The sequence below is a fragment of the Aeromonas genomosp. paramedia genome (assembly GCF_023093515.1).
GTDB lineage: Bacteria > Pseudomonadota > Gammaproteobacteria > Enterobacterales > Aeromonadaceae > Aeromonas.
The window spans coordinates 271,132-296,126 of record NZ_JAAROG010000020.1 but is presented as its reverse complement, the minus strand read 5'-3'; the positions used below and the strand labels follow the sequence as shown (position 1 = coordinate 296,126).

General features: G+C 61.8%; 24 protein-coding genes. 10 read left to right on the top strand and 14 right to left on the bottom strand.

All coding sequences use genetic code 11. The features are described 5' to 3' along the window. Positions 1–25: 25 nt before the first annotated feature. The 3 genes from HB860_RS16965 to HB860_RS16955 form a co-directional block, all read right to left on the bottom strand. A complete protein-coding gene (locus tag HB860_RS16965; protein ID WP_247627377.1) occupies positions 26–1,783 on the bottom strand; it encodes an ATP-dependent nuclease in 1,758 nt (585 codons plus the stop codon). Positions 1,784–1,979: 196 nt separating this feature from the next. Further along, on the bottom strand, positions 1,980–2,396 hold the full coding sequence (locus HB860_RS16960; protein ID WP_247627376.1) for a GNAT family N-acetyltransferase: 417 nt from the start codon (positions 2,394–2,396) through the stop codon (positions 1,980–1,982). 28 nt (positions 2,397–2,424) lie between these two features. Then, a complete protein-coding gene (locus HB860_RS16955) occupies positions 2,425–3,060 on the bottom strand; it encodes a Vat family streptogramin A O-acetyltransferase (protein ID WP_247627375.1) in 636 nt (211 codons plus the stop codon). 223 nt (positions 3,061–3,283) lie between these two features. On the opposite strand from HB860_RS16955, the gene HB860_RS16950 reads away from it, so the two are divergent. Both HB860_RS16950 and HB860_RS16945 read left to right on the top strand, forming a co-directional pair. Continuing rightward, complete coding sequence (locus tag HB860_RS16950; RefSeq protein ID WP_247627374.1) at positions 3,284–3,871, top strand: penicillin-binding protein activator LpoB; 588 nt, start codon at positions 3,284–3,286, stop codon at positions 3,869–3,871. A 266-nt stretch (positions 3,872–4,137) separates the two neighbouring features. Further along, positions 4,138–5,028 (top strand): sensor domain-containing diguanylate cyclase, encoded by an 891-nt coding sequence (locus HB860_RS16945; RefSeq protein ID WP_139439198.1) that lies wholly within the window; start codon positions 4,138–4,140, stop codon positions 5,026–5,028. Positions 5,029–5,102: 74 nt separating this feature from the next. On the opposite strand, the gene HB860_RS16940 is transcribed toward HB860_RS16945, so the two are convergent. Then, a complete protein-coding gene (locus HB860_RS16940; RefSeq protein WP_202047730.1) occupies positions 5,103–5,741 on the bottom strand; it encodes an exopolysaccharide biosynthesis protein in 639 nt (212 codons plus the stop codon). 239 nt (positions 5,742–5,980) lie between these two features. On the opposite strand from HB860_RS16940, the gene HB860_RS16935 reads away from it, so the two are divergent. After that, the gene (locus tag HB860_RS16935; protein WP_282101259.1) at positions 5,981–6,577 is read left to right on the top strand and encodes an outer membrane beta-barrel protein; all 597 of its coding nucleotides are present in this window, start codon (positions 5,981–5,983) and stop codon (positions 6,575–6,577) included. Between the two features lie 146 nt (positions 6,578–6,723). Here HB860_RS16935 and HB860_RS16930 read toward each other — a convergent pair whose 3' ends face one another. From HB860_RS16930 to HB860_RS16920, 3 genes are all read right to left on the bottom strand, one after another. Then, positions 6,724–7,758: an acyltransferase family protein gene (locus HB860_RS16930; protein WP_247627372.1), complete on the bottom strand. Its 1,035-nt coding sequence runs from the start codon at positions 7,756–7,758 to the stop codon at positions 6,724–6,726. Between the two features lie 173 nt (positions 7,759–7,931). Next, complete coding sequence (locus tag HB860_RS16925) at positions 7,932–8,552, bottom strand: PepSY-associated TM helix domain-containing protein (protein ID WP_247627447.1); 621 nt, start codon at positions 8,550–8,552, stop codon at positions 7,932–7,934. A gap of 64 nt (positions 8,553–8,616) precedes the next feature. Then, positions 8,617–10,659, bottom strand: coding sequence for a TonB-dependent receptor (locus HB860_RS16920; RefSeq protein WP_247627371.1), 2,043 nt, complete (start codon positions 10,657–10,659; stop codon positions 8,617–8,619). Positions 10,660–10,938: 279 nt separating this feature from the next. Between HB860_RS16920 and HB860_RS16915 the strand changes: the two genes are divergently transcribed. Next, positions 10,939–11,418, top strand: a complete 480-nt coding sequence (locus HB860_RS16915) for a GNAT family N-acetyltransferase (protein WP_247627370.1) — start codon at positions 10,939–10,941, stop codon at positions 11,416–11,418. 89 nt (positions 11,419–11,507) lie between these two features. Here the strand turns inward: HB860_RS16915 and HB860_RS16910 are convergent, their stop codons facing one another. Further along, positions 11,508–12,566: a porin gene (locus tag HB860_RS16910; protein ID WP_139435509.1), complete on the bottom strand. Its 1,059-nt coding sequence runs from the start codon at positions 12,564–12,566 to the stop codon at positions 11,508–11,510. Between the two features lie 218 nt (positions 12,567–12,784). Between HB860_RS16910 and glpX the strand changes: the two genes are divergently transcribed. Further along, positions 12,785–13,795, top strand: coding sequence for a class II fructose-bisphosphatase (glpX, locus tag HB860_RS16905; protein WP_041206766.1), 1,011 nt, complete (start codon positions 12,785–12,787; stop codon positions 13,793–13,795). A 276-nt stretch (positions 13,796–14,071) separates the two neighbouring features. Further along, positions 14,072–14,323: a YkgJ family cysteine cluster protein gene (locus tag HB860_RS16900; RefSeq protein ID WP_247627369.1), complete on the top strand. Its 252-nt coding sequence runs from the start codon at positions 14,072–14,074 to the stop codon at positions 14,321–14,323. 234 nt (positions 14,324–14,557) lie between these two features. Here the strand turns inward: HB860_RS16900 and HB860_RS16895 are convergent, their stop codons facing one another. Genes HB860_RS16895 through hemC form a run of 4 tightly spaced genes read right to left on the bottom strand, consistent with a single transcriptional unit; the run spans position 14,558 to position 18,515 of the window. After that, on the bottom strand, positions 14,558–15,721 hold the full coding sequence (locus HB860_RS16895; protein WP_139435507.1) for a heme biosynthesis HemY N-terminal domain-containing protein: 1,164 nt from the start codon (positions 15,719–15,721) through the stop codon (positions 14,558–14,560). Between the two features lie 10 nt (positions 15,722–15,731). Continuing rightward, on the bottom strand, positions 15,732–16,808 hold the full coding sequence (locus HB860_RS16890) for a uroporphyrinogen-III C-methyltransferase (protein ID WP_247627368.1): 1,077 nt from the start codon (positions 16,806–16,808) through the stop codon (positions 15,732–15,734). Beyond that, positions 16,805–17,539 carry a uroporphyrinogen-III synthase gene (locus tag HB860_RS16885; RefSeq protein ID WP_247627446.1) on the bottom strand — a complete coding sequence of 245 codons (735 nt, stop codon included), beginning with the start codon at positions 17,537–17,539 and terminating at the stop codon, positions 16,805–16,807. The genes HB860_RS16890 and HB860_RS16885 overlap by 4 nt, the downstream gene beginning before the upstream one ends. A 46-nt stretch (positions 17,540–17,585) precedes the next feature. Next, entirely contained in the window at positions 17,586–18,515 is a 930-nt protein-coding gene (hemC, locus tag HB860_RS16880) for a hydroxymethylbilane synthase (protein ID WP_247627367.1), read from the bottom strand. Positions 18,516–18,837: 322 nt separating this feature from the next. Here hemC and HB860_RS16875 point away from each other — a divergent pair, with 322 nt between their 5' ends. Then, positions 18,838–21,357, top strand: coding sequence for a class I adenylate cyclase (locus HB860_RS16875; RefSeq protein ID WP_139435501.1), 2,520 nt, complete (start codon positions 18,838–18,840; stop codon positions 21,355–21,357). 93 nt (positions 21,358–21,450) lie between these two features. Here the strand turns inward: HB860_RS16875 and HB860_RS16870 are convergent, their stop codons facing one another. Together HB860_RS16870 and cyaY are read right to left on the bottom strand one after the other, a co-directional pair. Further along, positions 21,451–22,104: an alpha/beta hydrolase gene (locus tag HB860_RS16870; protein WP_247627366.1), complete on the bottom strand. Its 654-nt coding sequence runs from the start codon at positions 22,102–22,104 to the stop codon at positions 21,451–21,453. Between the two features lie 14 nt (positions 22,105–22,118). Then, positions 22,119–22,433: an iron donor protein CyaY gene (cyaY, locus tag HB860_RS16865; protein ID WP_106885146.1), complete on the bottom strand. Its 315-nt coding sequence runs from the start codon at positions 22,431–22,433 to the stop codon at positions 22,119–22,121. 73 nt (positions 22,434–22,506) lie between these two features. Here cyaY and lptM point away from each other — a divergent pair, with 73 nt between their 5' ends. The 3 genes from lptM to dapF all read left to right on the top strand — a co-directional run bounded on the left by lptM (position 22,507) and on the right by dapF (position 24,976). After that, a complete protein-coding gene (gene lptM, locus HB860_RS16860) occupies positions 22,507–22,713 on the top strand; it encodes an LPS translocon maturation chaperone LptM (protein WP_139746205.1) in 207 nt (68 codons plus the stop codon). Positions 22,714–22,733: 20 nt separating this feature from the next. Further along, positions 22,734–23,984: a diaminopimelate decarboxylase gene (gene lysA, locus HB860_RS16855; RefSeq protein WP_042649014.1), complete on the top strand. Its 1,251-nt coding sequence runs from the start codon at positions 22,734–22,736 to the stop codon at positions 23,982–23,984. Positions 23,985–24,145: 161 nt separating this feature from the next. Beyond that, positions 24,146–24,976: a diaminopimelate epimerase gene (gene dapF, locus HB860_RS16850; RefSeq protein WP_282101245.1), complete on the top strand. Its 831-nt coding sequence runs from the start codon at positions 24,146–24,148 to the stop codon at positions 24,974–24,976. Positions 24,977–24,995: the final 19 nt, after the last annotated feature.

Sequence of the window (24,995 nt, the reverse complement as noted above, 5' to 3'; positions counted from 1 at the left end):
ACCTCTTTACAGTACTTGCAATTTATTAAGCTGAGTCTTCAAGAATTGTATCCTGTGAACTTGTACTGACAGTTTCTGGTTCTTGAATTAGACTCAAAAAATACTCAGAGAAAAGCCCATTAGATGTTGAAATTATATCGTTCGGCTTTCCATTTAATTCTTTCTGGATGTATGATTTTATTTTTCCCAGTAATTCTTTACCGGGAGTGAGCTGCTGTTTATAGTGTGCATACCATTCATCAACCAGACTATTCACAACAGAAATGTCAATTTGACTACATTTGTTAAGTGCTTTCTCCGGGCGCTCTCTGAGTACAAAATTAGTTAATTTTCTCCTGGTTTCATCTTCAAGTTCATCAGTGAGATTATTGTAAGTAGTGGTGGCTGAATCGAGATCAATACCATAAATACTACATATATGTTCTGGTTTACAGAAATATGATTCAATTTCTTGGTATTCTGTTACAAAAAGAATTATTCCTTTAGCCTCACAGTCGGCTCTGAGTTTAACAATTTCACGATCATCATCTAATTTCTGATCTCTATCCAAATGGAGAATCACCTTAGCTGTTGGGATTTGCTTTTGTACAAACCCTTGCAAAATTTTAGCAAAGTCAACTTTGGTGCAACTTTCGTAAGAGTGCAGGACAAAATCATCTTCTTGTAGCCCATTAGAAAGCAAGAATTTTTTTAGATAGTCTTTTTTCTCAAGTACTCCATCAACTCGATCTTCAGTGACAACTATATATTTTAAGTTTCTTTTTGAGAATAGATAGTCAGCATCAATTGCCCCGATATCAACGAGTATCTTGCTGCTCTTTATATTAGAGCTTACCTTCCCGTCTTGGAAGTGGACTACTTGGGCCTTATCTTCAAGAGCATCGAGTATGTATCTAGAGTGAGTGGAAAAAATAACTTTTAGGTCTGTATTTATAGTTGACTTCTTGACTAGTTCTTCGGCAAGTAGCTTTTGCTTAGTCGGATGTATATGAGCATCTGGTTCATCCAGCAATATTATTTTTGGAGAGAAGTACTCGATATACGCAAATATTTGAATGACCTGTAGAAGACCATTTCCTACAGAATCAAGAGGAAGTTCAACATTTTCCTTTAAAACCTTAACCTCAATGAACTCTGAAACATGTTCATCAAATAGAATAGTTATTTCTGTATTGGGGTATATGTTATTGACAGATGATAGAAATTGATCCCATCTTCCTTCTTGCTTATATATGTGCAATAGAACATTTCTTAGGTAATTATTGCTGTCACCCCGAGTTGCAGATTTTTTAACTGCTATAGGAACTTCATATTTCTCATGGATAGGTATGCCAGCTAAACCAGGGATGTAAACACAGTAAGGTGAGTTTATATCACAAAGTAATTCACCCAATTCTTTCCCTTGCAACTTGGTGGTGAATCCACCATTTTTCCCTTTAGATATACTGAGAGAAGCATTATGTGTGTCTGAGAATATAAATTCTATAGATTTTTGTTCATCTCTTGTTTTGGCTCCAGTGAGTTTTCTACCATGGTATAAATATTCGATGTTTTTTGTTGGGGTGTATAGGTACTCGCTGGAATCTAGTGACAGTGTTCGAAGTTCTGTTCTTGACCAACTGGAGCCTTTCAGTTTCAGAGTCTGACAGCTCGAGACCGCAAATTGAATGCCTTGTATAAAACTGCTTTTACCTGAGTTATTGGCACCTATGAAAATATTTATAGGTGACAATATAATCGTTGCTTCATCAATCTTCTTGAATTTTTGTATTTGTATTTTCATTGTTTTTTCTCAGGGGATACTAATGGTTGTGATAATATAGTTATATCTACAGCATTGGAATAAATGTAAATAATGATATATCACAGAATCCCGTTTTTATACTGAGGGTTTTCAGAGCTCCGCATTCGAGCCATAGGTTTTGATGCCCACCAATTTCTAGGTGACAAGTCTGCATTATTGGGTGTTTTATGGCGGCTCATTGCATCATCTTCCTCAGGAAATAACTGATATGCCCCGGCGGCATATCGGGCAGCTGGCCAAATACCTCGTAGCCCTGTTTCTGGTAGAAGGGGAGGGCCTGGAAGCTGGTGGTTTCCAGATGGTAATTGGTGATGCCCTTGCTTTGGGCGTACTGCTCCATGGCGCCGAGCAGGCGGCCGCCCCAACCGTCGCGGCGGATGCTTTCGTCGATCCAGAGCCAGTCGACATGCAGCCAGCCCCACTTGATGTCGGCGATGATGCCGCCGTGGACCTTGCCCTCTTCATCCTTGATAAAGCTGGCGATCCGCTCGCGCAGGTGGGTGCCTGCGTGATCCAGGTTGTAGCCTGAGAGGCCAATACGCAGCGCTTCGATCTCATCGTCCTGAGGGGGTTGGGGTGTGGTCAATTGCATAGTGCTTCCTGCTTGATGGTGGTTGTCTCTATCGGGTTGCCGCTTCCAGCTCGGCTATCTCCCCGCCGCCTATCAATTTCAAATTCCGGCTGATCCGCTCCACCGGCCAGTCCCACCAGGCGAGGGCGTTGAGGCGCGCTATGGTGTCGTCGTCGAAGCGGTAGCGGATCAGCTTGGCGGGGTTGCCGCCGACGATGGCGTAGTCGGGCACGTCGCCGGTGACCACGGAGCGGGCGGCGATGATGGCGCCGTTGCCGACCCTGACGCCCGGCATGATCAGGGCCTCATAGCCAATCCAGACGTCGTTACCGATGACGGTATCTCCCTTGTAGGGGAGGCTGCCCGGGGCGGGGGCGGCGCTCTCCCAGCCGTTGCCGAAGATGAAGAAGGGGTAGGTGGAGAAGCCGGCGCTCTGGTGGTTGGCACCGTTCATGATGAACTTGACCCCGCGGGCGATGGCGCAGAACTTGCCGATGATCAGCTTGTCGCCGACGAAGGGGAAGTGGTAGAGGACGTTGCGCTCAAAGCCTGCGGAATCCTCCGGGTCGTCGTAGTAGCTGTAGTCACCCACCTCGATATTGGGCCCCTTGATGGTGTTCTTGATAAAGCACACCTGGGGGAAGCCCTCCATGGGGTGGGGATTGGCGGGGTCGGGTCCGTGCATGGGGTGCTCCTCTGGGATCTGGGCTCAGGTTACCCTAACGGAACCGGACGACCCCTTGCCACCTTTTTGTACGCCCCGGTTCGCCAGCCTTTGTCGCCCCCGTCCCATATGCGCATCGACCCGGGGCCGGTTTGTCTCTAGCATGGAGGGGAGGCGGAGCCGGGCTCCGTCAAAATGGATGATTGACGAAGTGCGCCTTGCGCACTTCCGGTGGAGAGAAAAGATGAAGCTGCGTTCCTTGTTGATGGTGGGTGCCCTCTTGCTGGGCGGCTGTGCGGTCAATCCCTATGGGGGGACGCCTGCGCCGGTCGGCGAGCCGGACAAGCCGGTGAGCCAGCCAGAGCAACCTGTGGTCGAGCCTGACAAGGCAGAGCCGGTGCCTGCGCCCGCACCCGTGGCCCCGACCGGCTTGGCGCTCGCCATGGCGGATGCCTTTCTGAAGGCCCCCGAGGTGCAGGCGCTGAGCCAGGATGGCAGCCCTGTGCTGCTGCTGATGGCGCCCCAGAACGGCACAGGGGAGCCCTTCAGTACCCAGCCCATGGCGGTGGCCATGAGCCAGCGCATTCAGGCAAACAGCGGCTTTCGCTTCGCGGATCCCGGCCAGGTGGCGGCCATCACGGGCCAGCTCGAGTACCAGCAGGGGGGCATGAATCCCGCCTCCCTGGTGCGTCTGGGTCGCCAGACCGGGGCCGGTTACATGCTCTACGGGGATCTTCTCTCCGAGGGGAGCCGCTACCGCCTCGCCATGAGCCTGATGGATCTCAAGAGCGGCGAGCTGCTCTGGAGCGGGAGCCGCTCCGCCAGCCGCTGATCCCCTCATCCCGGCCACCGAAAACGCCATCGAGCCCCTCTCGATGGCGTTTTCGTTTCAAGGCGCCAGCGCGCTCGCCGCGAGCGCCTGTCATGGGCCGAGTGGTGCCATATACCCCTCTGCGGGTACCGATGGCGGGTCCGGGGGAATAGCCGTTCACTACCACACCTGCGGCGCAGCCACGACATTCTGGGCGTATGCGATACTGATCGGGGCGTCTATGACAGATAGCTCAGGGCCCTCCCCGCAGATTAAAAGGAGCACAGATGGCTCTCTCAGTGGCACAACTCTATGAAGTGATGACCCAGTTGCCCGACCCCGTTTTCATCCTCAGTGAAGATGGTCATTACATCGAGTACATAGGCGGGGTGGAGCAGCAGTCATATCAGGATGGCAACCCCCTGATCGGCAAGCGGTTGTTCGACGTGCTGCCGGCAGACAAGGCGTTCTGGGTGATGGAGCAGGTGGCGCGTGCCCTGGCCGGCGGCCAGGTGCAGGTGGTGGAGTACGATCTCTCTCCCGCCGAGGTGGAGGGCATAGATGCCGAGGCAGGGCCCCAGGGGATGCAGCGCTTCGAGGGCAAGATAGCGCCGCTGCCCTCCCTCTACGACGGCAAGCGGGCCGTGGCCTGGATGACCCGCAACATCACCCGCCAGCACGAGCTGCAACGGCGGCTCAAGCGGCTCGGGGAGACGGATCAGCTGACCGGCCTCTACAATCGCCACTTCTTCTTCGATCAATACCACCAGAGGGTGCAGGGCCAGCCGCTCACCGGCCTCATCATGCTGGATCTCGATCACTTCAAGCAGATCAACGACCGTTACGGTCACCAGGCCGGGGACAGGGTGCTGTGCCGGGTCTGCGAGTGCGTGTCCGCCCAGCTGCGGGGGGAGGATCTGTTCGTGCGCAGCGGCGGCGAGGAGTTTCTGATCCTGCTGCCGCAGATAGACGAGGGGATATTGCTGAAGGTGGCGGAGCGGATCCGCGCCGCTGTGGCGGCCATGGCGCCGGATCCGGCCCCCGTCACCGTGAGTCTGGGCACCACCTTGATCCGGCCGGGGGAGGAACTCAGCGCCGTGCTGGCCCGGGCGGACGAGTGGCTCTATCGGGCCAAGCGGGGCGGGCGCAACCAGGTGGCCCACGACGGGGATCCCTGAAAAGCACCCGGGCTTGCAACGAAGGAGGACGACCCTGTGTCGCCCTCCTTCGTTTGTCTGCATCTGCGCTCGTCTCAGCCAAACAGCGTCGAGATGTTCTGGCCCGCCATCAGCAGGCCTATGGCCAGCACGCTGAACCAGACCAGGGTGGCGCTCACCAGGGCGTAGCCGAGGGCGACGAAGAGACCGTCCCGTTGCAACATGCCGATGGCCAGCAGCAAGATGGCCCAGGCGGGCATGGCGTTGGTGAAGGGAATGGCGCCGAGCGGCAGCATCAGCAGCAGGGCCGCCAGCATGATCAGCAGGCCGTTGCAGCGGTTGATGGCGTAACTGCCGGTCAGGATCAGCAGGCGCGGCCGGATGAGGCGGTCGATGCGGGCCAGCAGATCCGCCCCCTTGTGCAGGGCCGGTTTGATGTGCTCGGCGGCGAAGCGCCGCTCCATCAGGACGGCGGGCAGCCAGGGCACCCGGTTGAGGGTGATGCCGACGCCGATGAAGAGGATCAGGAGCCCAAACGGCGTGCTGACGCCGGGGATGGAGACCGGCAGCAGGAAGGGAACGGTGAGCAGCACGCAAAACAGCAACATGCCCTGCTCCCCCACCAGAGCCAGCATCTGGCGCAGGCTGATGTGGCTCTCCTCGATGGCGTGGGCGGTGGCCCGCAGGGTATCGGAGAGCGTGCTTTGTGGGTCGTTGAGTTGCGCGGCAACCATTCCTGAGATCCTCGTCCTGTTAACGCCACCTCTGTGGCGCCGACAGCTTACGTGGCAGAGGTTAATCCCAGATGAATAATGTGAGCCGGCGCAAGCTTTGATGAAAAGAGAGGGCGGGGAACGGGGGCGGGCCGCCAAAACGGGGCGATACAGCCCCCGTCAAGGGTCGGATGGAGCGGGCTCTGATATGCTTTTGACGCAATCCATGCAACCGGGAGAAGAGCGTGACGCGAGCGATGATGATGCTGGGACTGTGCTTGCCGCTGACGGGCTGGGCGGCCGAGCCCGCCACCTCGGGCTGGCAGCTGACCCCTTTCCTGGGTTACAGCTCGTCCATCGACTTCGAGGCCATGGATGAGCCCGCTCCCACGCCGCACTCGACCGGCATCGACTCACTGCAAGGGGAGAGCTCGGGCAACTGGGGCCTCTTCATCAGCCGGGAGGTGGATGATCCGGGTATGGTGGAGCTGCTCTACAGCCATCAGTCCACCCCCATCTCCCCGGATCAGCCGGACAGGCTGACGGTGGATACCCTGCACTTCGCCGGGGCCCTGACCCTCTCGGACAACCTGATGGCACCCTATCTCGGCGCCGGGATAGGGGTGACCCGCTTCGATGCCTATGACAGCGAGACGGCCCCCTCCATGTCCCTGGCGCTCGGGGTGCAGCCGCGCCTGGGGCAACATCTGGCGCTGCGGGCCGAGGTGCGCGGCTACGGCTCCCTGCTCAATGACGACAGCGCGTTTCTCTGCAACCCCGAGGTGTGCGCCTTCCGGGTGCGGGGGGATCTGCTCACCCAGTGGCAGGCCAATATCGGCTTGACCCTGAGGTTCTGAGCCCGCTCTTCGGACCGGTTTATGGGGTGCCGAAGGCGAGACGGCTCTGGGAGTCGTTGACGTCAAATACCCTGTCGTGCACCGCGCTGGCACCCACCCGCTGCTCGTATCCCTTGGCTCATGCAGGCTCGCTGGCCAGAGCGGCCTCAGCGGGCCCGCAGCAGCCAGCCGCTGATCCGGTTTGTCGCCAGCAGTCGGCAGGCGAGCAGGGAGAGCACCAGCAGCACCGGCACCTTCACCAGCTCCCACCACAGCAGCTTGCCTTGCGGGCCGAACACCATCAGCCAGACCACCAGCATCATGTGCAGGCAGTAGAGACCCAGCACTTTGGGAGCCTGGCGCTCCAGCCAACTGCCTCTGCCCCAGTTTGGGTTGGCCAGCAGCAGGCCGAACAGGCCGAGCGCCCAGGGCAGGGAGCCCAGCAGAAAGTCGTGACGGTTGAGGGGCACTGCGGCGAAACGCAGCAGGCCCGCGGCCTCCAGGGCATAGAGACCCATCCCCGCCACCATCAGCAGGGCGCTGCGCCTAGCATCCGGTTGCCAGCCACGCAGGCGCAGCTCGGCGCCAAGCGCCACGAACAGCAGGGAGAAGAAGGGGCCGTTGCGGGTCAGCAGGGCCCACTCGCCCCCTAGCTGCGGACCATAGGAGCCGCCGATCAGGGCCAGCCCGTAGAGCAGGGCGCCCGCCACCAGAGCCAGTCGGGGCAGCCTGACCCGCCAGCAGAGGGCCAGCAGCAGGACGGCCAGCATCAGGGCGGGCAGGAACCAGAGGTGGATCATGCCACCCACCCACCAGGCGTTGAGAGGATCCCCCAGCTGCATCTGCCACTGGCCCGCCATGCTGGTCAGATAGCCTTCCGTCATGGCCGCGACCGGGTTGAAGGGCACCAGCAGATAGAGCAGGCTCCAGGCCAGCCAGAGCCCCAGCAGGGGGCGGCAGTAGCGCAGCGCCACCGCCATCGGCTTGCCTGCGGCGAGGGCGGGTTGCAGGAAGCAGCCGGCGCAGAGGAAGAAGAGCGGCACCGCGAAGCGGCACAGCTGGTTGATGATGGCCCCGAGCCAGAGGTAGGGGGTGCCGTCCCAGAGGGTGGGATCGAACGGATTGCTGAAGGGGGAGAGGTGAATGGTCATCACGGCCAGGATGGCCAGGACTCGCCCGCACTCGATGCTGGAGATGCGCATGATGGTTTCCGACGGCTGAAACCCGGCACCCTAGCAGCCGGGCACATGCCTCTTCCAGCCGGGGGGTCGTCAACTGTGACCCCCATCGGTGGCCGGTTACCCTTTGTTACCCGGGGGATGGGCAGGGTTACCCCGGGTGGGAGGCGGATCTCGTTTTGGTGTCGGTAAAAGCCCTAGAGCAGGGCGACCAGCACTGTCGCGACGGCGCCCGTCAGCAGCAGGGCGATGCCGCGGCCGGCCGGGCCGTGCAGCTTGTTCCACATCAGCAAACTGGTGAGGGCCAGCAGCAGCATGGAGAGGGCCGCGAGATCGCCGACCAGTTGCCAGGCCAGGCCAGTGCCCATGCCGCGATGCAGCCGGTTGAGGCTGGCGGCGACGTTGGCCCGCTGCAGCTCGATCTGCACCAGCAGGGTACCCTCCACATAACTGGCGGCCAGGCTCTGGCGGAGGGTGACGCCGCGCAGCTCCCAGCGCGCCGGCAGGGTGAGGTGGCCTGTGGGGGTGGGCAGGGTCCGGGCCGGGGTGATGGTGATCCGCCCCTCCTCCAAGCCCTCGGGGTAACGCTGTTGCAGCAGGGCTTTCAGTGCGTCAGGGCTCGCCAGCGGCGTGGTTAGCGTTATCTCCTCGCTCGACTTTTCGGTGTGGGGGCCGGGCAGGGGCAGCACGGCCCTGTGCTGGAGCCAGAGGCCGGTCAGGCCGTAGAGCAGCATCAGGGTGAGGGTGGCAAAGCCCGCCCAGGCGTGGATGCGGCGCACCCACTTGTTGTTGTGAAGGGGGAGTCTCTTGGGTTTCATCATGGTGGCGCGTCATAAAAAACTGGCCAGCAGAGGCTGGCCAGTTTGGCTGTGGGCAGGAGGATCAGAAGCGGTAGGCGGCGGTGAGATTCAGCTGACGGGGGCTGCCCGGCATGATCTGGGCCGCGCTGGTGGCGCTGACGAAGTAGTCGTGGTCGGTCAGGTTCTCCACGCTGAGCTGGGCATCCCAGTGCTGCCAGCGGTAGCCGGCGCGGGCGTCATAGCGGGCGTAGCCCGGCAGCACTGTGGTGTTGGCGTTGTCGGCGAAGCGATCCCCCACCGCCGTCACCCCGGTTTCCCCATACCAGCCCTGCTTGCCGCTCTGGTAGCCGGCGAACAGCTGGCCGTTCTCGCGGGAGACGTTCATCGGCCGCTTGCCCTGCAGATCCGCATCCGCCTTGACCTGCTCCGCATCCTGGATGGCGATGCCGCCGTGCAGGTAGAAGGCGTCGGTGAGCTGGGCGCGGGCGCTCAGCTCTATGCCGTCGGTGCGCTGCAGGCCGGTGAGGATCACCTTGGTGGGATCCAGCGGATCCTTGCTGCGCTTGTTGTACATCTCCAGCCGGTAAATGGAGAGGGTGGTGGCCAGGCGGCCGTCCAGCCAGTCGCTCTTCACGCCCCCCTCGTAGAGCCGGGTGTGCTGGGGATCCAGGTTGTTGTTCTTGTCCCCCGGGGTGATGCCGATCAGCTCACCGCCGACCGGGGTGAAGGTCTTGCTGTAGGAGGTGTAGAAGGCGTGCTCCTCGATGGGGTTCCACACCAGGCCCAGACGCGGGCTCAGGCTGGTGACCGAGAGGGTCTCCTCCTTGTCGAGGTCGTTGCGGCGGCTGGTGACGGTGAACGCGTCCCGGCGCAGGCCGCCGAGCAGGTGCCAGTCCCCCAGGCTGAGCTGATCCTGCACATAGAGGCCGTAGCCACGCACCCTGTGTCTGGCGTCGCTGGAGAGCTTCATGGCACCGTTGTAGCTGGGCAGTGAGCCCGGATCGTACAGGTTGCCCGGGGGGATAGCGGTGGCGTTCTGATAGAGCTTGGGGGTGCGCTCCTGCCAGCTCTGCTCCAGGCCCACCAGCAGGCGATGCTCGACGGGACCGGTCTGCAGCTGGCCTTCCGCTTCCGTGTTGCTGGTCAGGTTGTTGGCCTTGAGATCCTGCTGCCAGCGGGCGCGGGTCACCTGGTCGCCCTTGACGCTGGTGACATAGGTGTTGTCGAACTGGCTGTCGAGGCTGGTGTAGCCGAGCTGCTGGCGCAGTTGCCACTGCTCGTTCAGATCCCAGGTGAGCTGGGAGCGGGTGGACTGGGCCACGTCATCGATGAAGTCGCGGCTGGTGTCGCTGTAGACGCTCTCGATGGGCACGTCGGCCGGGCGACCGTTGACGCCGGGGATGCCGCGATCCGGGGTGCGATCGCTGCCGTTGCGCTCGTACTGCACCAGCCAGTTCAGCTTGTCGGTGATCTCCCAGTTGGCGGACGGGGCCAGCAGGGTGCGCTTGCTGGTCACGCCGTCGCGAAAACTCTCCTTGTCCTCCTGGGCCAGGTTGAGGCGCAGCTGCACCCGCTCGCCAGCCTCGGCATTGAGATCCGCGGCGAGGCGCTGGCTGTCGAAGCTGCCGACCCGGGCGGTGACGCTGGAGGCCTGGCCCCGTTGCGGCTTCTTGCTGACCCGGTTGACTATGCCCCCCGTGCTGCCACGGCCGTAGAGCACGGCGGCCGGCCCCTTGAGCACCTCGACCCGCTCTATGTTGCCAAGGTCGCGGGTGTACTGCATGTCGTCCCGCAGACCGTCGAGGTAGAAGTCGTTGCTGGCGTTGAAGCCGCGGATGTTGACGCCGTCGAAGCGGGTGTCGCCGCTGGCGTTGACCCCGGGGATGCCGCTCAGGGCCTCGCTCAGGGTCGGTTGGCCGTAGGCGGTCAGCTCGCTGGCGGAGACGCTCTCTATGGTCTGGGGCACCAGCTTGGCCGGGGTGCTGGTGCGGGTGGCGGTGGCCACCTCTTCGTGCTGGCTGCGTTTGCCGACCACAGTGAGGGTCTCGTCTTCGGCCTGGGCGCTGGCGCAAAGGGACAGCAATGCGACGCCCAGCAGGGCGCGCGGGGGGTTGGGGTTATGCATCTGCGTGTGACTCTTCTAATCGACCTGTTGGCCTGAACTTATTGATTTATTAGTAATTATTTAAATGCTCCCGATGCGGGAGGGTGCTAATGATATTTATTTTCATTTGGCTGGCAAGGCAAAGATGCAAAAAGCCCACACCTACGACCAGTTTTGCGGTCAGTTGAGGCTCATTGCCCTGATGTGACGGATCGGATGAGTCTTGGTTGTGGCAACGGGCTGGTTTACCATCCGGGTTCGGTGGCGCCGATGCCGCCCCAGGGAAACAGGAAACGGAACATGGAAGAGATCATCAGGGCAGACCTTCATAACCGGCAGCACGGCGAGGTGCTGGTCTATCTGCTCAACGAATACGCGAAAGACGAGATGGGCGGGGGCAGCCCCCTCGCCGATGAGGTGAAGGCCAATCTGGCGCAGGCCCTGGCGGCGAGAAGCGGTGCCCATGTGTTGCTGGCCTGGGTCGATGGGCAGCCGGCCGGGGTGGCCACTTGCTTCGAGGGCTTCTCGACCTTCGCCTGCCGGCCCCTGCTCAACCTCCACGACCTTGCGGTGCACCCGGATCATCGCGGGCGCGGCCTCGGCAAACGGCTGCTGGCACAGGTGGAGCGGCTCGCCCGGGAGCTCGACTGCTGCAAGCTGACCCTGGAGGTGCTGGAGGGCAACAGGGTGGCCCAGGCAGCCTACCTGGCCAGCGGTTTCGAGGGTTATGAGCTGAACCCGCAAGTGGGCCGGGCCCTGTTCTGGCAGAAGAAGCTCTAGCCTCTGTGGCTCAGCCCCCCCCCAGCGGGAGGGGAGAATGAAAAACGGCGCGCAGAGGGATCTGCGCGCCGTTTTGTCTGGGACCGGTGTTAGAAGTCGTAACGGGCCGCCAGCTGGAAGTCATCCTTGGTGTTCAGCTTGCCGCTGTCATTGCTGTCCAGGTTGTTGATGCGGTACTCGCCGATGACCCTCAGGTTCTTGTTGAACTTGTACTGGGCACCCAGGGTGTAGTAGTCGATGGAGTCGTAGTCGGACTTGCCGCTCTGCTCCACCTTCTGCTTGTTCCACAGGGCCATCAGGCCGAAGCCGCTCTCGAAGTTGTAACCCAGGGCCCCTTCCCAGCCGGTGTGATCCTTGCCGGTGGCCAGGAAGTCGCTGCCGTCTGCGTAGCTCAGGGCGGCATAGACGGCCTTGTTGTCGTACTTGGCGGAGAGCAGCCACAGCTTGGCATCCTCTTCACCGCTCTTGTCGCGGATACCCACGTTGTAGGCGGTACCCAGGGCCAGGTTGAACGGGAAGGTGTAGGCCAGGGCGGCACCGTAGGCGGCATCGCTGTCCTTGCTGGTGGTCTCTTCGGTGTCACCGCCGTCGAACTTGTAGCTGGTATCGACCTGGAAGCCGTTGAACAGGCCAGAGTATTTCAGAACAGAGCCGGCACGGTTGGTGGCGAAGGTGTCGGTCTTGGCGCCCAGGGCGTCGTTGCCGTAGCCGTCGGAGAGGGACACGTCGGTCCAGTCGGCCAGCAGGCCGGGGGCGCCCTTCTGGCGGCCGAAGGTGACATTGCCCCAGTCGGCGCCCACCCCGGCGAAGGCCAGGCGGGTACGCATGTTGTCGGAGTTCTCGCTGACGGTCTTCTCGCTGTCATTGACGTAGATCTGCAATTCGTACTGGGCCAGGGCCTTGAGACCCGGGTTGATCTCGCTCTCTACCTTGGCGCCCAGGCGGACGAACTGGTTGGCACCCTGCTTGTCGCTGTATTCGTTCTTGATGTCGCCATTGGCATCCAGCTCCTTCTTCTCGCCGAAGAACTGGCCGGCGTAGATGCGGCCATAGAGATCGAGCAGAGTGGAGTCATTTTTATAGACTTCGACGGCTTGAGCCTGGAAGGCGGCGGTGAGAGCCAGTGCTACTACTGTCAGCTTTTTCATCATGATCCCTTGTGTTGCAAGCTTCTGTTTTAAAAGACGGGGCCATGCTAGAAGTGACAGATGACAGCGGGGTGACCGGGGTGTGAACAAGCCGTGGCGGTTTCATGTCAGCGGGATGAAAACCGGGATTTATGTGGCTGGTCGCCACTTTTGCGCGCAAAGGTTTGCCCTTGTGGTAGAATGCCGCCCGTTTTCGAGCTCCTAAGGTTGGATATGCGATGAGACGTGAACTGGCAATCGAATTTTCCCGAGTGACGGAAGCGGCTGCACTGGCTGGCTACAAGTGGCTCGGACGTGGTGACAAGAATATCGCCGATGGCGCGGCCGTTGCGGCCATGCGTCACATCCTCAATCAGATCCAGATCGATGGCGAGATTGTGATAGGCGAGGGGGAGATCGACGAAGCCCCCATGCTCTACATCGGCGAGAAGGTGGGCACGGGTCAGGGCGACGCCGTGGACATCGCGGTCGACCCCATAGAGGGCACCCGCATGACCGCCATGGGGCAGTCCAATGCCCTGGCCGTGCTGGCCGTGGGCGACAAGGGCTCCTTCCTCAAGGCCCCCGACATGTACATGGAGAAGCTGATCGTGGGTCCGGGTGCCAAGGGCGCCATCGATCTCGATCAGGCCCTGGAGCTGAACCTCAAGGCCGTGGCCAAGGCGCTCGGCAAGCCCCTCTCCCGCCTGACCGTCATCACCCTGGCCAAGCCGCGTCATGACAAGGCGATCAAGGAGATGCAGGGGCTGGGGGTGCGGGTGTTCGCCATCCCCGACGGGGACGTGGCCGCCTCCATCCTCACCTGTCTGCCGGACAGCGAAGTGGACATGCTCTATGGCATCGGCGGCGCTCCGGAAGGGGTGATCTCGGCGGCGGTGATCCGCGCCCTGGACGGCGACATGCAGGCGCGCCTGGTGCCCCGTCACCAGGTCAAGGGGGACAGCCCCGAGGTGCGTGCCCTGGGCGAGCAGGAGATTGCCCGTTGCCAGGAGCTCGGCATCGACGTGAGCAAGGTGCTCAAGCTGGAAGATCTGGCCAAGAATGACAACGTCATCTTCTCGGCCACCGGCATCACCAAGGGTGATCTGCTGGAAGGCATCACCAGCAACGGCGTCATGGCGACCACCGAGACCCTGCTGATCCGCGGCAAGTCACGCACCATCCGCCGCATCAAGTCGATTCACTTCCTGGACCGCAAAGACAGCGTGGTGCGCGACATCATCCTGTAAGCGGGAAGATGGCTGTGGCGGCAAGTCCCGTCCCCTCATGCCGCCGCATCAAGTCGATCCACTTCCTGGACCGCAAGGACATCGTGGTGCGCGACATCATTCTCTGATGAGAGTGGGTTGAACCTGCTGCAAGATGAAAAGCCCGACCGCTGCTGCCGTCGGGCTTTTTGTTGCCCTGCGTCCGGGTCTGGACTATTTGGCGGGACAGGGCGGATAAGGCTAAGGGGAATCGGGGCCCTTTGATAGACTGCTTCGCCATGCACAGGAATGCATCATATGGAATGTCGTCAAGGTTGCGGTGCCTGCTGCACAGCCCCCAGTATCAGCAGTGCCATCCCCGGCATGCCGGAGGGCAAGCCGGCCGGCGTTCCCTGTGTTCAGCTCGATCAATGGCTGGGCTGCAAGATCTTCGGCCAGCCCGAGCGTCCTGCGGTGTGCAGCAGCTTTCGGCCCATGCAGGACGTGTGCGGCTCTCACCGCCAGGAGGCCGTCTGGCTTATCGGCGAGCTGGAGCGGCTGACGGCCTGAGGCGAGGTTGTGGCTCGTCCGATGATGTGGCGATGTCCGCAACGACGTTACCTCGTCCGATTACGCCGCTGCGCGGCTAATCGAACCTACATGGCCAATCAAGCCTCCACATCCAGCCGTTCTCGTAGGTTCGAATAGCGAAGCGTATTCGAACGATCGCGAAACGTGGAGAAACCCGGAATAGAAAAAGGCCGCAATTGCGGCCTCTTTTTTTGTCTCCCGTGACGGGGAAGGTCAGACGTCGGCCAGTTGCAGGGCCTGACGATAGTACTCGTTGGCCTTGTTGGTGAGACGGCGCTTGTCCATCACCTGTCCGAGGGCATGGTAGAGGGCGGCATCCGGCCGCTTCGCCACTTCCTGCTCCAGCAGGTGCTGGGCCTCGTCCAGCTGGCCGGCCAGCAGGTAGACTCGCGCCAGTGCCGCCTCGGCGCCCGGTTGATCCTGGATCTTCTTGAGCAGGGTCAGCATGGGCTGATAGTCATCCAGCCTGAGCTTGGGCAGGCGGGCGAACAGCTCGGGGGAGGGATCCTTGCGCAGGGCCTCCAGCCAGAGGTCGGCCGCCTCGCTGTCGGCACCGAGCCGGCGCAGACGATCCCCGTAGCTGGCCAGCAGTGCGGGGTCCTGACGCAGCTTGCGGGGCAGCGCCTGCCACACCGGGCGCAGGGTCTCGAGGGCGCCGCTGGCGGCCTCGAGACGGCCAATCCAGGCCTGGTGCAGCAGCGCCTCTTCCTGCTGGGCGGTCAACTTGCCCACCTTGCGCAGGGCCGGGGCGAGATCGATGAGGGCCGCCCAGTCTTCCCGGGCCAGATAGACCTGGCGTAGCTGATCCAGCACCATGGGGTGGCGCGGGTGCAGGGCGTAGACGGACTCGAGCCTGCCGAGGGCGCTGTCGTACTGGCCCTGCTCTATCTGCAGCTGGGTCTGGATCAGGGTCAATGCCAGCTCGGCCTTGGGGTTCTCCTCCTGCGCCTTTTGCAGGTAGTGATCCCGGCGCACGTCATCGCCCCGGGCCTGGGCCACCTTGGCGGCACTCAAGTAGTTGAGCAGCGGGGTGTCGCTGTTGTCGGCCCCCTTGATCAGCAGCTTCTCGGCCTGGTTGTAGTGCCCCTCGGCCATGGCCAGGGTGGCATTCACCGTTTGCAGGTTCGCCTTGCGGCGACGGCGCGAGCCGAACCAGCCCTGGGTCTTGCGGCGCAGGCCGAAGACCCGGCCAAGCACCCACTCGACGATGAGCAGGGCACCGTAGAAGAGTACCGCCAGGATCACGGCGCTGGTGACCGAAGACTCCACCGTGTAGTTGCCGAGCGAGATGAGCACATAGCCCTTGTTGCCGGACGCTTCGGGGCCGAAGATCAGGCCCGCGACCATCACGGCCACCACGACGATCAGACGAATCATGGTCTCCTCCTCAGTTGCCGGCCAGGATGCGTTGCAGGCGCTCGGTCAGCACCTGTTCCAGCATGGCCTGGGTCTTGAACTGATCCGGGTAGTCAAACTGGATCTGCTCGTCTTTGAGCTTGTCGAGCTCGGACTGCATGTACTGGGTCGCGCTGTTGTCGGTATCGAAGTACTGGGTCAGCCAGCGTTGGGCCTTCTCCAGGCTGTCGGTATAGAGCGCCTGCTGCTCGCGATAGACGGCGAGCTGGGCCTGCAACAGCTTGGTCTTGAGGTTCTCCCGCAGGAAGATCTCCTGCTGCGGTGAGAGCAGGGCCTCCACCGCGCCGTCGCGGCGGCGTATGGTGATGAAGTTCTCGGTGAACTTGACCCAGTTCTTCTTGAGATTGCTCTCCCACTCGTCCGGATTGGCACTGACCGCCTGATCCGGCTCGGCCTTGGCTTGTGGCATGCTCACGGTGGAGAGGGGCAGCAGCTCTATCTGGTCCGACAGCGCGGCCAGCTTCAGGGTCAAGCCTTCGCGATCGACCCGCGGCATCCCCTTGAGCTTGGCTATGTCTTCCGCCAGCGCCTTGCGAATGGGCATCAGGCTGGGGTCGTTGAGCGCCTTGATCCGCTCGTCGGCGTTGCCGAGCAATGTGATGGCGGAGACGATGTCGTGTTCCAGCCACAGCTTGCGGCCCGCCATGCGTACCAGGTATTCGGATTCGGCCAGCATCCAGTCGTTGGGGCGCTTGTCGTCGAGATCCAGCACCTTGTGCTGCAGGGCGTCCAGGGCCTCCTGCTGCTGTTGCTGGCTCTTGCCGAGGGCGCTGAACTGTTCGGCATCCTTGCTGTTGTTCTGATCCAGCTTGCCCATGGCCTCGGCCAGCTGCAGCTTGAGGGCGCCGAGTTCGGCCTGCTGGGCGACGGCATTCTGGTGGCCGTGCAGATAGAGGCCGCCGGTCAGCCCCAGGGCCAGCAGGATGGCAACGCCACCGAGGACGACGCCGGCGCCGCCCTTCTTGTTGCCGACGGCCTTGTGCTCGGGCTTGTTGTTGTCGGCCCCGGGGGCCGCAGCACTCGGCTGGACTTCTTGCTGTTCAGTCATTCCATCTTCCTCAGTTCCAGGGCGGCCACCAGAGCCTGGTTGGATGCACCTTGGGCAATCACGATACGGGTAAAACCAGCTCCCTCGGCCATCTCGGCCACCCGGGGACTGGGCACCACCAGCAGGCGGTCATAAAGCCAGGGTCGCTGCGGGCCGGGCACCAGGGCCAGCAACCGCTGCAAGAGTTCACCACTGGTGATGAGCAGGCTGTCGAGGCCGGCTGCCTGCCAGTGGCGGGTCAATGCGTCCCCGTCGAGCTCGGGGTAGTGGCGCTCGTAGGTGGCACAATAGTGCACCAGTGCGCCGCGTGAGGCCAGTGTCCGGGCGATGAGATCCCGCCCGTCGTTGCCGCGCAGGATCAGCACCCGCTTGCCGCTCACCCCTTGCAGGGGCGGCAGGGCCAGCAGGCCTTCACTGCGGGGATCGGTCGGGCAGAGGGCCTGGACACCCACCTCGCTGAAGGCATCCGCGCTCGCCTGACCGACCGCAAAGTAGTCAATATGTGGCCAGGTCAGACCAGTTTGCAACAGAAAATGATGGGCAAATTTAACGGCATGGACGCTGACGGCGATGATGATGTCCGTTTGGGGCAGCAGTTCGGGCAGGCGGGGGAGTTCACTGCCCGGCCGGGTTTCCAGCAGCGGGCAGCACAGTGGTGCATGGCCCTGCTGGCGCAGCAACTGCACCAGCAGGGTGGCCTGGGCGGCCGGGCGCACCACCAGCGGGACCATCAGGTCACGCTCGTCGGTTGTGACCATGACAAGGCCAGAACCGCACTCATGGGCGATAGACCTCGGCCAGAATGGCGTCGGCACCGGCGGCCAGCAGACGCTGGGCCAGGGCGTGGCCCAGCGCCTCGCCGTCCGCCAGCGGGCCGCGGATCTCGTCCCGGATCACCCGGGTGCCATCCGGGCTGCCCACCAGGCCGCGCAGCCAGACTTCGTCCCCCTGCACCAGGGCATAGGCACCGATAGGCACCTGACAACCCCCTTGCAGGGCGCGGTTCATGGCGCGCTCGGTCAGCACCCGGATGCGGGTCTCGGCGTGTTCCAGCGGCGCCAGCAGGGCGTGCAGCTCGACATCGTCCTGGCGGCATTCGATGCCGACGGCTCCCTGGCCGTTGGCGGGCAGGCTCTGCTCCGGCTCGAGGAAGGCGGTGATGCGGTGGGCCATCTCCAGCCGTTTCAGGCCGGCGGCGGCGAGTATGATGGCGTCGTATTCACCGGCATCCAGCTTGGCGAGGCGGGTGTTGACGTTGCCACGCAGGTCGCGGATCACCAGATCCGGGCGGGCGGCCCGCAGCTGGCACTGGCGGCGCAGGCTGGAGGTGCCGACCACGGCCCCCTGGGGCAGCTCGTCTATCTGCTTGAAACGGTTGGAGACAAAGGCATCGCGCGGGTCTTCGCGCTCGCAGATGGTGTGCAGGCCTAGCCCCTCGGGGAACTCCACCGGCACGTCCTTCATGGAGTGGACGGCGATGTCGGCCCGCCCTTCCAGCATGGCAGTCTCCAGCTCCTTGACGAAGAGCCCCTTGCCGCCGACCTTGGCCAGCGGCGTATCCAGGATCTTGTCACCCTGGGTGCTCATGGGGACCAGTTCGACTCGCAGATCGGGATAGAGGGCTTCCAGCCGATCTTTTACAAAGTTGGCCTGCCACAGGGCCAGTGGGCTCTTGCGAGTGGCAATTCTCAGGGTTCGGGCTGCCATATCAATCAGTTGTTTCATCTTTAGTGAGGAAAACGATCTTACCACCCTTTGCATGGGCTTTCATGGCGCAGCCGGCAAAAGCGGGGCCAAGCTCAAAAAGGGTCGCTGAAATTAATTTTCATTCGCTCATTATATGATGGCAACTAATTGAAAATATTATTTTTTATTGCTTTCCATTGATACCGTTACGGGGCGTGCCAGAAATAATCCGGTGATTGTGTGCGGGCTTGTTTACCACTGCTGTTTGCATTGTTAACATGATCACACTTTTTTGACGTCTCCCCGTTTTGGTGCGTCATTTCTCTTCCCCATAGGTAGGGCATTGCTGGTAAAACTCGACACGCTGGTGGCGCGCTACGACGAGCTGAATCGTCTCAAGACGCAACGAGCGTTGGATCTCATGAGTCGCTATGGGCAGCAGGTCTTCCAACTGCTGCCTGTCATGCTGCACTTCAATCATCCCCTTCTGCCCGGTTATGTGGCAGGGGACGTGCCTCATGGTATCTGGAGTTTCGTCGCCAACGAGGCCCAGCAGGCCTTCATCCAGGATCTGTGCCAGAACGCCAACTGTCAGGGCGGCCTCAGCACCCACGACAAGTCGATCCAGGGCCTCTACTCCATGGGCAGCACCTCCTCCATCGGCCAGTGCTGCCACTCGGATCTCGACATCTGGGTCTGTCACGTGGCCGGCTTGTCCCAGGAACGCCTCGCCCTGCTGGAGCAGAAGTGCCAGCACCTCTCCCTGTGGGCCGAGCAGCGCGGGGTCGATCTCAACTTCTTTTTGATCCCCGAAGACAAGTTCCGCCAGCGCAACGATGCCCAGATGCAGGGGGAGAGCTGCGGCAGCGCCCAGCACCTGCTGCTGCTCGACGAGTTCTATCGCAGTGCCATGCACATCGCGGGCAAGCGGCTGCTCTGGTATCTGGTGCCGGCTGAATATGACGATCACTACGACGACTACGTCAACGGCCTGTTCGCCCACGGCAAGTTGAGCCAGGATGACTGGCTCGATCTCGGGGGCTTCGACCGCATCCCGGCCGAGGAGTATTTCGGCTCAGCCCTGTGGCAGCTCTACAAGGGCATAGATTCCCCCTACAAGGCGGTGCTCAAGTCGGTGCTGATGGAGGCCTACTCCCACGAGTACCCCAACACCCGGCTGCTGTCGGTGACCAGCCGCGACTGGTTCCAGCACAACGAGGGGATGCACTACCGGCTCGACAACTACTGCCTGATGCTGGACAAGGTGACCAACTACCTGAAATCCATCGGCGACATGCAGCGCCTGGATCTGGTGCGCCGCTGCTTCTATCTCAAGGTGTGCGACGGTCTGAGCCATCCGAAGGAGGATCACTCCCCGGACTGGCGCCGGGAGCAGATGGCCCAGCTGGTGGCCTACTGGGGCTGGAGCCCGGAGCGGCTGCATCACCTGGATCATCGCCAGGAGTGGAAGGTCGAGGACGTCAAGGTGGCCTACGCCGAGTTGCTGGAGGCCCTGATGCAGAGCTACCGCAACCTCATCCAGTTCGCCCGGCGCAACAACATCAGCGAGTCCATCAACCCGGAAGACATCGGCATACTGTCGCGCAAGCTCTATGCCGCCTTCGAGAGCCTGCCGGGCAAGGTGCAGCGGATCAACCTCAAGATAGCGCCGGATCTCGGGGAGCCGGATCTCAGCCTGGTACAGGTGCCCCACGGCCGCCTGAATCGCGCCGGCTGGTATCTCTACAAGCATTCCCTCGAGCCCGCCGACATCATAGGCCGGGCGCCGCTCGAATATAACGGCTACATCAGCAAGCTGGTGGCCTGGGCCTACTTCAACGGCCTGCTGACGCCCCAGTCCAGGGTGCACCTGTTCAATCAGGGCTCGGATCTGCACATCGACAACCTGCACCAGTTCTGCCGCGATCTCTCGGGGACCTTCCCGGTCAAGTACCCTCGCGCCACCAACCTGGCCCTGAGCCGCCCCTGCGAGATCCACCAGCTCTCCATCTTCCTGAACCTGGAGACGGATCCGTCCAGCCACTGGGTGGGCCAGGTGATCGAATTCGACGCCAATGCCGCGGACGTCTTCTCCTTCGGCCGCAACCAGGAGTGTCTGGTGGGATCCGTGGATCTCGTCTATCGCAACTCCTGGAGCGAGATCCGCACCCTGCACTTCCAGGGGGAGGAGGCGGTGGTGGATGCCCTCACCACCATACTCGGCAAGATGCACCAGGATGCCGCCGCCCCCGAGAAGATAGAGGTGTTCTGCTACAGCCAGCACTTCCGCTCCCTGGTGCGCGCCCGCTTCCAGCAGCTGGTGGCCGAGTGCATCGAGCTGCGTCTGGCCCGGGACAAGCAGCAGCTGGTCAAGACGCTGGCGCTGGGGAAAGAGAAGTACGGCATCTTCTTCGAGCGGCGCGGGGTCTCGGTGAAGAAGCTGGAAAACGCCATCGACTTCTACCGCCACATCTCCCACAACAAGCTGGATCACCTGCCGTTGCGGCTCGACAAGACCCACAGCCAGCACCTGCCCGGCATAGTCGACGCCTACGCCAGCGAAGGGCTGGTGCAGTTCTTCTTCGATACCCGGGATGCGGGCACCAACATCTATATCCTTGACGAGGCGAACCGGGTGGAGATCTACCAGCACTTCGCCGGCAACAAGGACGAACTGGTGCAGGGGGTGAACCGCTTCTACACCTCGGGCCACGAGCGATTCAGCAATGCGGGCCAGTTCAGCAACTTCAACCTGCCCCAGTATTACGAGATCGTGCAGATGGGCGACAAGCTGGAGGTGATCCCCTACCGCAGCCAGAGCCCGCAGCGGGACAATCCGGGGGCGGCCCGGGAAGTCGGGTGAGGGAAGTAGGATGATGTGCCGGTGTAGCGCCGGAAGGGATGAAAACAAACGGCCTGCATGATGCAGGCCGTTGTCGTATCCGTGATCCGAAAATCAGGCGCCGAGGCGCGCCAGCAACCAGCGACGGATGTCGGCGAGCTGGGGCCGGCAGATCTCGTGGCGCATGGGGTATTCGTGCCACTCGGGGCTGAGGCCCGCCGCCTCCAGCCGGTTCTTGGCGTCCCAGCCCATGGAGAGGCTCACCACGTCGTCATAGATGCCGTGCATGTAGCAGATGGGCAGGGCGCGGGCGGCCTCGCTCATCTCCTCGACCAGTTGCTCGGGGGCCGCCAGATAGGTGGACATGCAGAGCAGGCCCGCCAGTGGCACCGGATGGCGCAGGGCGGTGAAGGAGGCGATGACGCCCCCCTGGGAGAAGCCGGCCAGCACTATGTTGCCCGGGGCGAAGCCCTCGGCCACCAGCCGATCCAGCAGGGCAGCGATACGATCGGCGGACTCGCGCACATGGGACTCCACGGCGCGATCCGCCGGGTCGTCGAAGCTCTTGATGTCGTACCAGCCGCGCATCTTGTAGCCCATGTTGATGGTGATGGGCCGCTCAGGTGCATCGGGCAGCAGGTGACGGACCGGCAGGGTGGCGGGTAGCGCAAGGGCATCGACCAGGGGGGCGAGCCCGGCGCCCGAATCCCCCAGCCCGTGCAGCCAGATCACCGTATGACGGGCGCCTTGGGGATGCAGATCCATCATGGGAGACTCTGTCATCATGGGAACTGGACGGGCTCGCCCGCCTGGGTGGTGCAGGCTCGGGTCAGCAGGGCCTTGAGCTCGTCGCCGAAGCGGTTGTCGATCCAGCTGTCACCGCGCAGCTCGAAGTGGAAGCCGTTCTCGCGGGTGGCCACCCAGATCTGGTGCAGGGGCTCCTGCTTGTTGATGATGACCTTGGTCTTGTTCTCGAAGCTTAAGGTCAGCACACCGCCTGCTCGCTCGCAGTCGATATCCGGATACCCCTCGTCGATAACGTCTTCCACATACTGGAAAAAGGCGTCGGTCAGGGCGTGATACTCGTGATCCTTCATCGGTTTATCCTGTTGCTTTTAACAATGTGAGTGCGATTATAGAGGGCCAAAAATTTTTTCGCAGCGAACCATTATGATTACCCAGTTCACCAAGTGCCTGTTTGCCGCGTCGCTGTCGTTCGGGTTGGCTGCCTGCGGCCTGACGGGGCCACTCTATATGCCACCGGCCGAACAGCCTGCCGCCACTGAGCAAGCACCGGCACAGCCCAAGACAGAGAGTACACCGCAAGCCGCCTCGCCTGCGACCGCCACACCGGCCTCCGAGGCCGCGCCGCAATAATCTAGGAAGGAACCGCCCCCTTGGATCACTTTAACTACGACGCCGACGGCCAGCTTCAGGCCGAGCAGCTTCCCCTGCAACAGCTCGCCGACCAGTACGGTACCCCGCTGTATGTCTACTCCCGCGCCACCCTGGAGCGCCACTGGCACGCCTTCGATCAGGCGGCGGGGGACATTCCCCATCTGATCTGCTACGCGGTCAAGGCCAACTCCAACCTGGCGCTGCTCAACCTGCTTGCCCGTCTGGGCTCGGGTTTTGACATCGTCTCCGGCGGGGAGCTGTCCAGGGTGCTGGCGGCAGGGGGAGATCCGGCCAAGGTGGTCTTCTCCGGCGTCGCCAAGAGCGAGGCCGAGATGCGCCTCGCGCTGGAGAAAGAGATCCTCTGCTTCAATCTGGAGTCGGAAGCCGAGCTGGAGCGCCTGAACCGGGTCGCTGGCAGCATGGGCAAGAAGGCGCGCGTCTCGGTGCGGGTCAATCCCGACATAGACGCCGGCACCCATCCCTATATCTCCACCGGCCTCAAGCAGAACAAGTTCGGCATCCCCATAGAGCAGGCGCCCGCCATCTACCGCAAGGCGGCGGCCATGGCCCACATCGAGATCAAGGGGGTGGATTGCCACATCGGCTCTCAACTCACTGAATTGAATCCCTTTATGGAGGCGGCGGACAAACTGCTGAAGCTGATCGACGAGCTGGCGGCCGAAGGCATCCATATCCATCACCTGGACGTGGGCGGGGGCCTGGGGGTCAACTATGGCGCCGAACAGCCACCGCACCCGACCGAGTACGCCGAGGCGCTCAAGCAGAAGCTGGCGGGCCGGGATCTGACCCTGCTGTTCGAGCCGGGCCGTGCCATAGTCGCCAACGCCGGCGTGCTGTTGACCCGGGTCGAGTTCCTCAAGCCCGGCGAGACTCGCAACTTCGCGCTGATCGACGCCGGCATGAACGATCTGCTGCGCCCCTCCCTCTACGGCGCCTGGATGAACATCATAGAGGTGGACAGCCGTACGACCCACGAGAAGGCGCTGTACGACGTGGTCGGCCCCGTGTGTGAAACCGGTGACTTCCTCGGCAAGGAGCGTACCCTGGCGATTGCCGAGGGCTCCCTGCTGGCGGTGCGTTCCGCCGGGGCCTACGGCTTTACCATGTCGTCCAACTACAACACCCGTCCCCGTGCGGCCGAGGTGCTGGTGGACGGTGACCAGGCCCATCTCATTCGTGAGCGGGAGCAGCTCGCCGACCTCTGGCGAGGCGAGCACCTGCTGCCTTGAGCTATATGGATTTTCAGCGTTCCTCCAGGTGAGAGCGTGATAAACGGTGAGACAGGAACGCGCGATGTTGATTGAATTTTCCAGGATGCATGGGGGGTTGGACAACGACTTCAGGGTGGTTGGCGACTTTCGTTACGGCCTGAACGGCGCAGGGAAAAAAGATGTTGATTGAATTTTCCAAGATGCATGGCCTGGGCAACGACTTCATGGTGGTGGACGGTGTCACCCAGAAGGTGTTTTTCAGCAACGACGTCATCAAGAAGCTGGCGGATCGCCACTTTGGCATCGGCTTCGATCAGCTGCTGCTGGTGGAGCCGCCCTATGATCCCGAGCTCGACTTCCACTACCGCATCTTCAATGCCGATGGCAGCGAGGTGGAGCAGTGCGGCAACGGTGCCCGCTGTTTCGCCCGTTTCGTGCGCCTCAAGGGGCTGATCAACCGGGATCGCATCGCGGTCAGCACGGCCCGAGGCCGCATCATCCTGCAGCTGGAGGGTGAGAACCAGGTCACGGTCAACATGGGGGTGCCCCAGTTCGAGCCGGGCAAGATCCCGTTTCGCGCCCAGAAGGCGGAGAAGACCTACCTGTTGCGGGCGCAGGATCACACTGTGATGTGCGGTGCCGTCTCCATGGGCAATCCCCACTGCGTCATCGAGGTGCCCTCGGTGGCCGATGCCCCGGTGGAGACCCTGGGCCCCATCATGGAGCGCCACGAGCGTTTCCCCGAGCGGGTCAACGTCGGCTTCATGGAGATGGTCAGTGCCAGCGAGATCAAGTTGCGGGTGTTCGAGCGCGGGGTGGGGGAGACCCTGGCCTGCGGCACCGGCGCCTGTGCGGCCGTGGTGCTCGGCATCAGCCAGGGCAAACTCAGGGAGCGGGTCACCGTTACCCTGCCGGGGGGCAAGCTGACCATCGCCTGGAAGGGGCCGGGTCAGCCGGTCTACATGACGGGCCCGGCCGAGCATGTCTTTGATGGTCAGATAGAGCTGTAAGCCAGTGAGCGGGCCCGCC

Coding starts and splice junctions, on each gene's coding strand:
- hemC (WP_247627367.1), bottom strand. CDS start 18,515: ATGGCAGCCCGAACCCTGAGAATTGCCACTCGCAAGAGCCCACTGGCC.
- cyaY (WP_106885146.1), bottom strand. CDS start 22,433: ATGAAGGATCACGAGTATCACGCCCTGACCGACGCCTTTTTCCAGTAT.
- HB860_RS16935 (WP_282101259.1), top strand. CDS start 5,981: ATGATGCTGGGACTGTGCTTGCCGCTGACGGGCTGGGCGGCCGAGCCC.
- HB860_RS16940 (WP_202047730.1), bottom strand. CDS start 5,741: ATGGTTGCCGCGCAACTCAACGACCCACAAAGCACGCTCTCCGATACC.
- lptM (WP_139746205.1), top strand. CDS start 22,507: ATGATTACCCAGTTCACCAAGTGCCTGTTTGCCGCGTCGCTGTCGTTC.
- HB860_RS16910 (WP_139435509.1), bottom strand. CDS start 12,566: ATGAAAAAGCTGACAGTAGTAGCACTGGCTCTCACCGCCGCCTTCCAG.
- HB860_RS16885 (WP_247627446.1), bottom strand. CDS start 17,539: ATGGTCCCGCTGGTGGTGCGCCCGGCCGCCCAGGCCACCCTGCTGGTG.
- HB860_RS16960 (WP_247627376.1), bottom strand. CDS start 2,396: ATGCAATTGACCACACCCCAACCCCCTCAGGACGATGAGATCGAAGCG.
- HB860_RS16955 (WP_247627375.1), bottom strand. CDS start 3,060: ATGCACGGACCCGACCCCGCCAATCCCCACCCCATGGAGGGCTTCCCC.
- HB860_RS16945 (WP_139439198.1), top strand. CDS start 4,138: ATGGCTCTCTCAGTGGCACAACTCTATGAAGTGATGACCCAGTTGCCC.
- HB860_RS16930 (WP_247627372.1), bottom strand. CDS start 7,758: ATGCGCATCTCCAGCATCGAGTGCGGGCGAGTCCTGGCCATCCTGGCC.
- HB860_RS16915 (WP_247627370.1), top strand. CDS start 10,939: ATGGAAGAGATCATCAGGGCAGACCTTCATAACCGGCAGCACGGCGAG.
- dapF (WP_282101245.1), top strand. CDS start 24,146: ATGTTGATTGAATTTTCCAAGATGCATGGCCTGGGCAACGACTTCATG.
- HB860_RS16920 (WP_247627371.1), bottom strand. CDS start 10,659: ATGCATAACCCCAACCCCCCGCGCGCCCTGCTGGGCGTCGCATTGCTG.
- glpX (WP_041206766.1), top strand. CDS start 12,785: ATGAGACGTGAACTGGCAATCGAATTTTCCCGAGTGACGGAAGCGGCT.
- HB860_RS16900 (WP_247627369.1), top strand. CDS start 14,072: ATGGAATGTCGTCAAGGTTGCGGTGCCTGCTGCACAGCCCCCAGTATC.
- HB860_RS16950 (WP_247627374.1), top strand. CDS start 3,284: ATGAAGCTGCGTTCCTTGTTGATGGTGGGTGCCCTCTTGCTGGGCGGC.
- HB860_RS16965 (WP_247627377.1), bottom strand. CDS start 1,783: ATGAAAATACAAATACAAAAATTCAAGAAGATTGATGAAGCAACGATT.
- HB860_RS16895 (WP_139435507.1), bottom strand. CDS start 15,721: ATGATTCGTCTGATCGTCGTGGTGGCCGTGATGGTCGCGGGCCTGATC.
- HB860_RS16870 (WP_247627366.1), bottom strand. CDS start 22,104: ATGATGGATCTGCATCCCCAAGGCGCCCGTCATACGGTGATCTGGCTG.
- HB860_RS16890 (WP_247627368.1), bottom strand. CDS start 16,808: ATGACTGAACAGCAAGAAGTCCAGCCGAGTGCTGCGGCCCCCGGGGCC.
- HB860_RS16925 (WP_247627447.1), bottom strand. CDS start 8,552: ATGAAACCCAAGAGACTCCCCCTTCACAACAACAAGTGGGTGCGCCGC.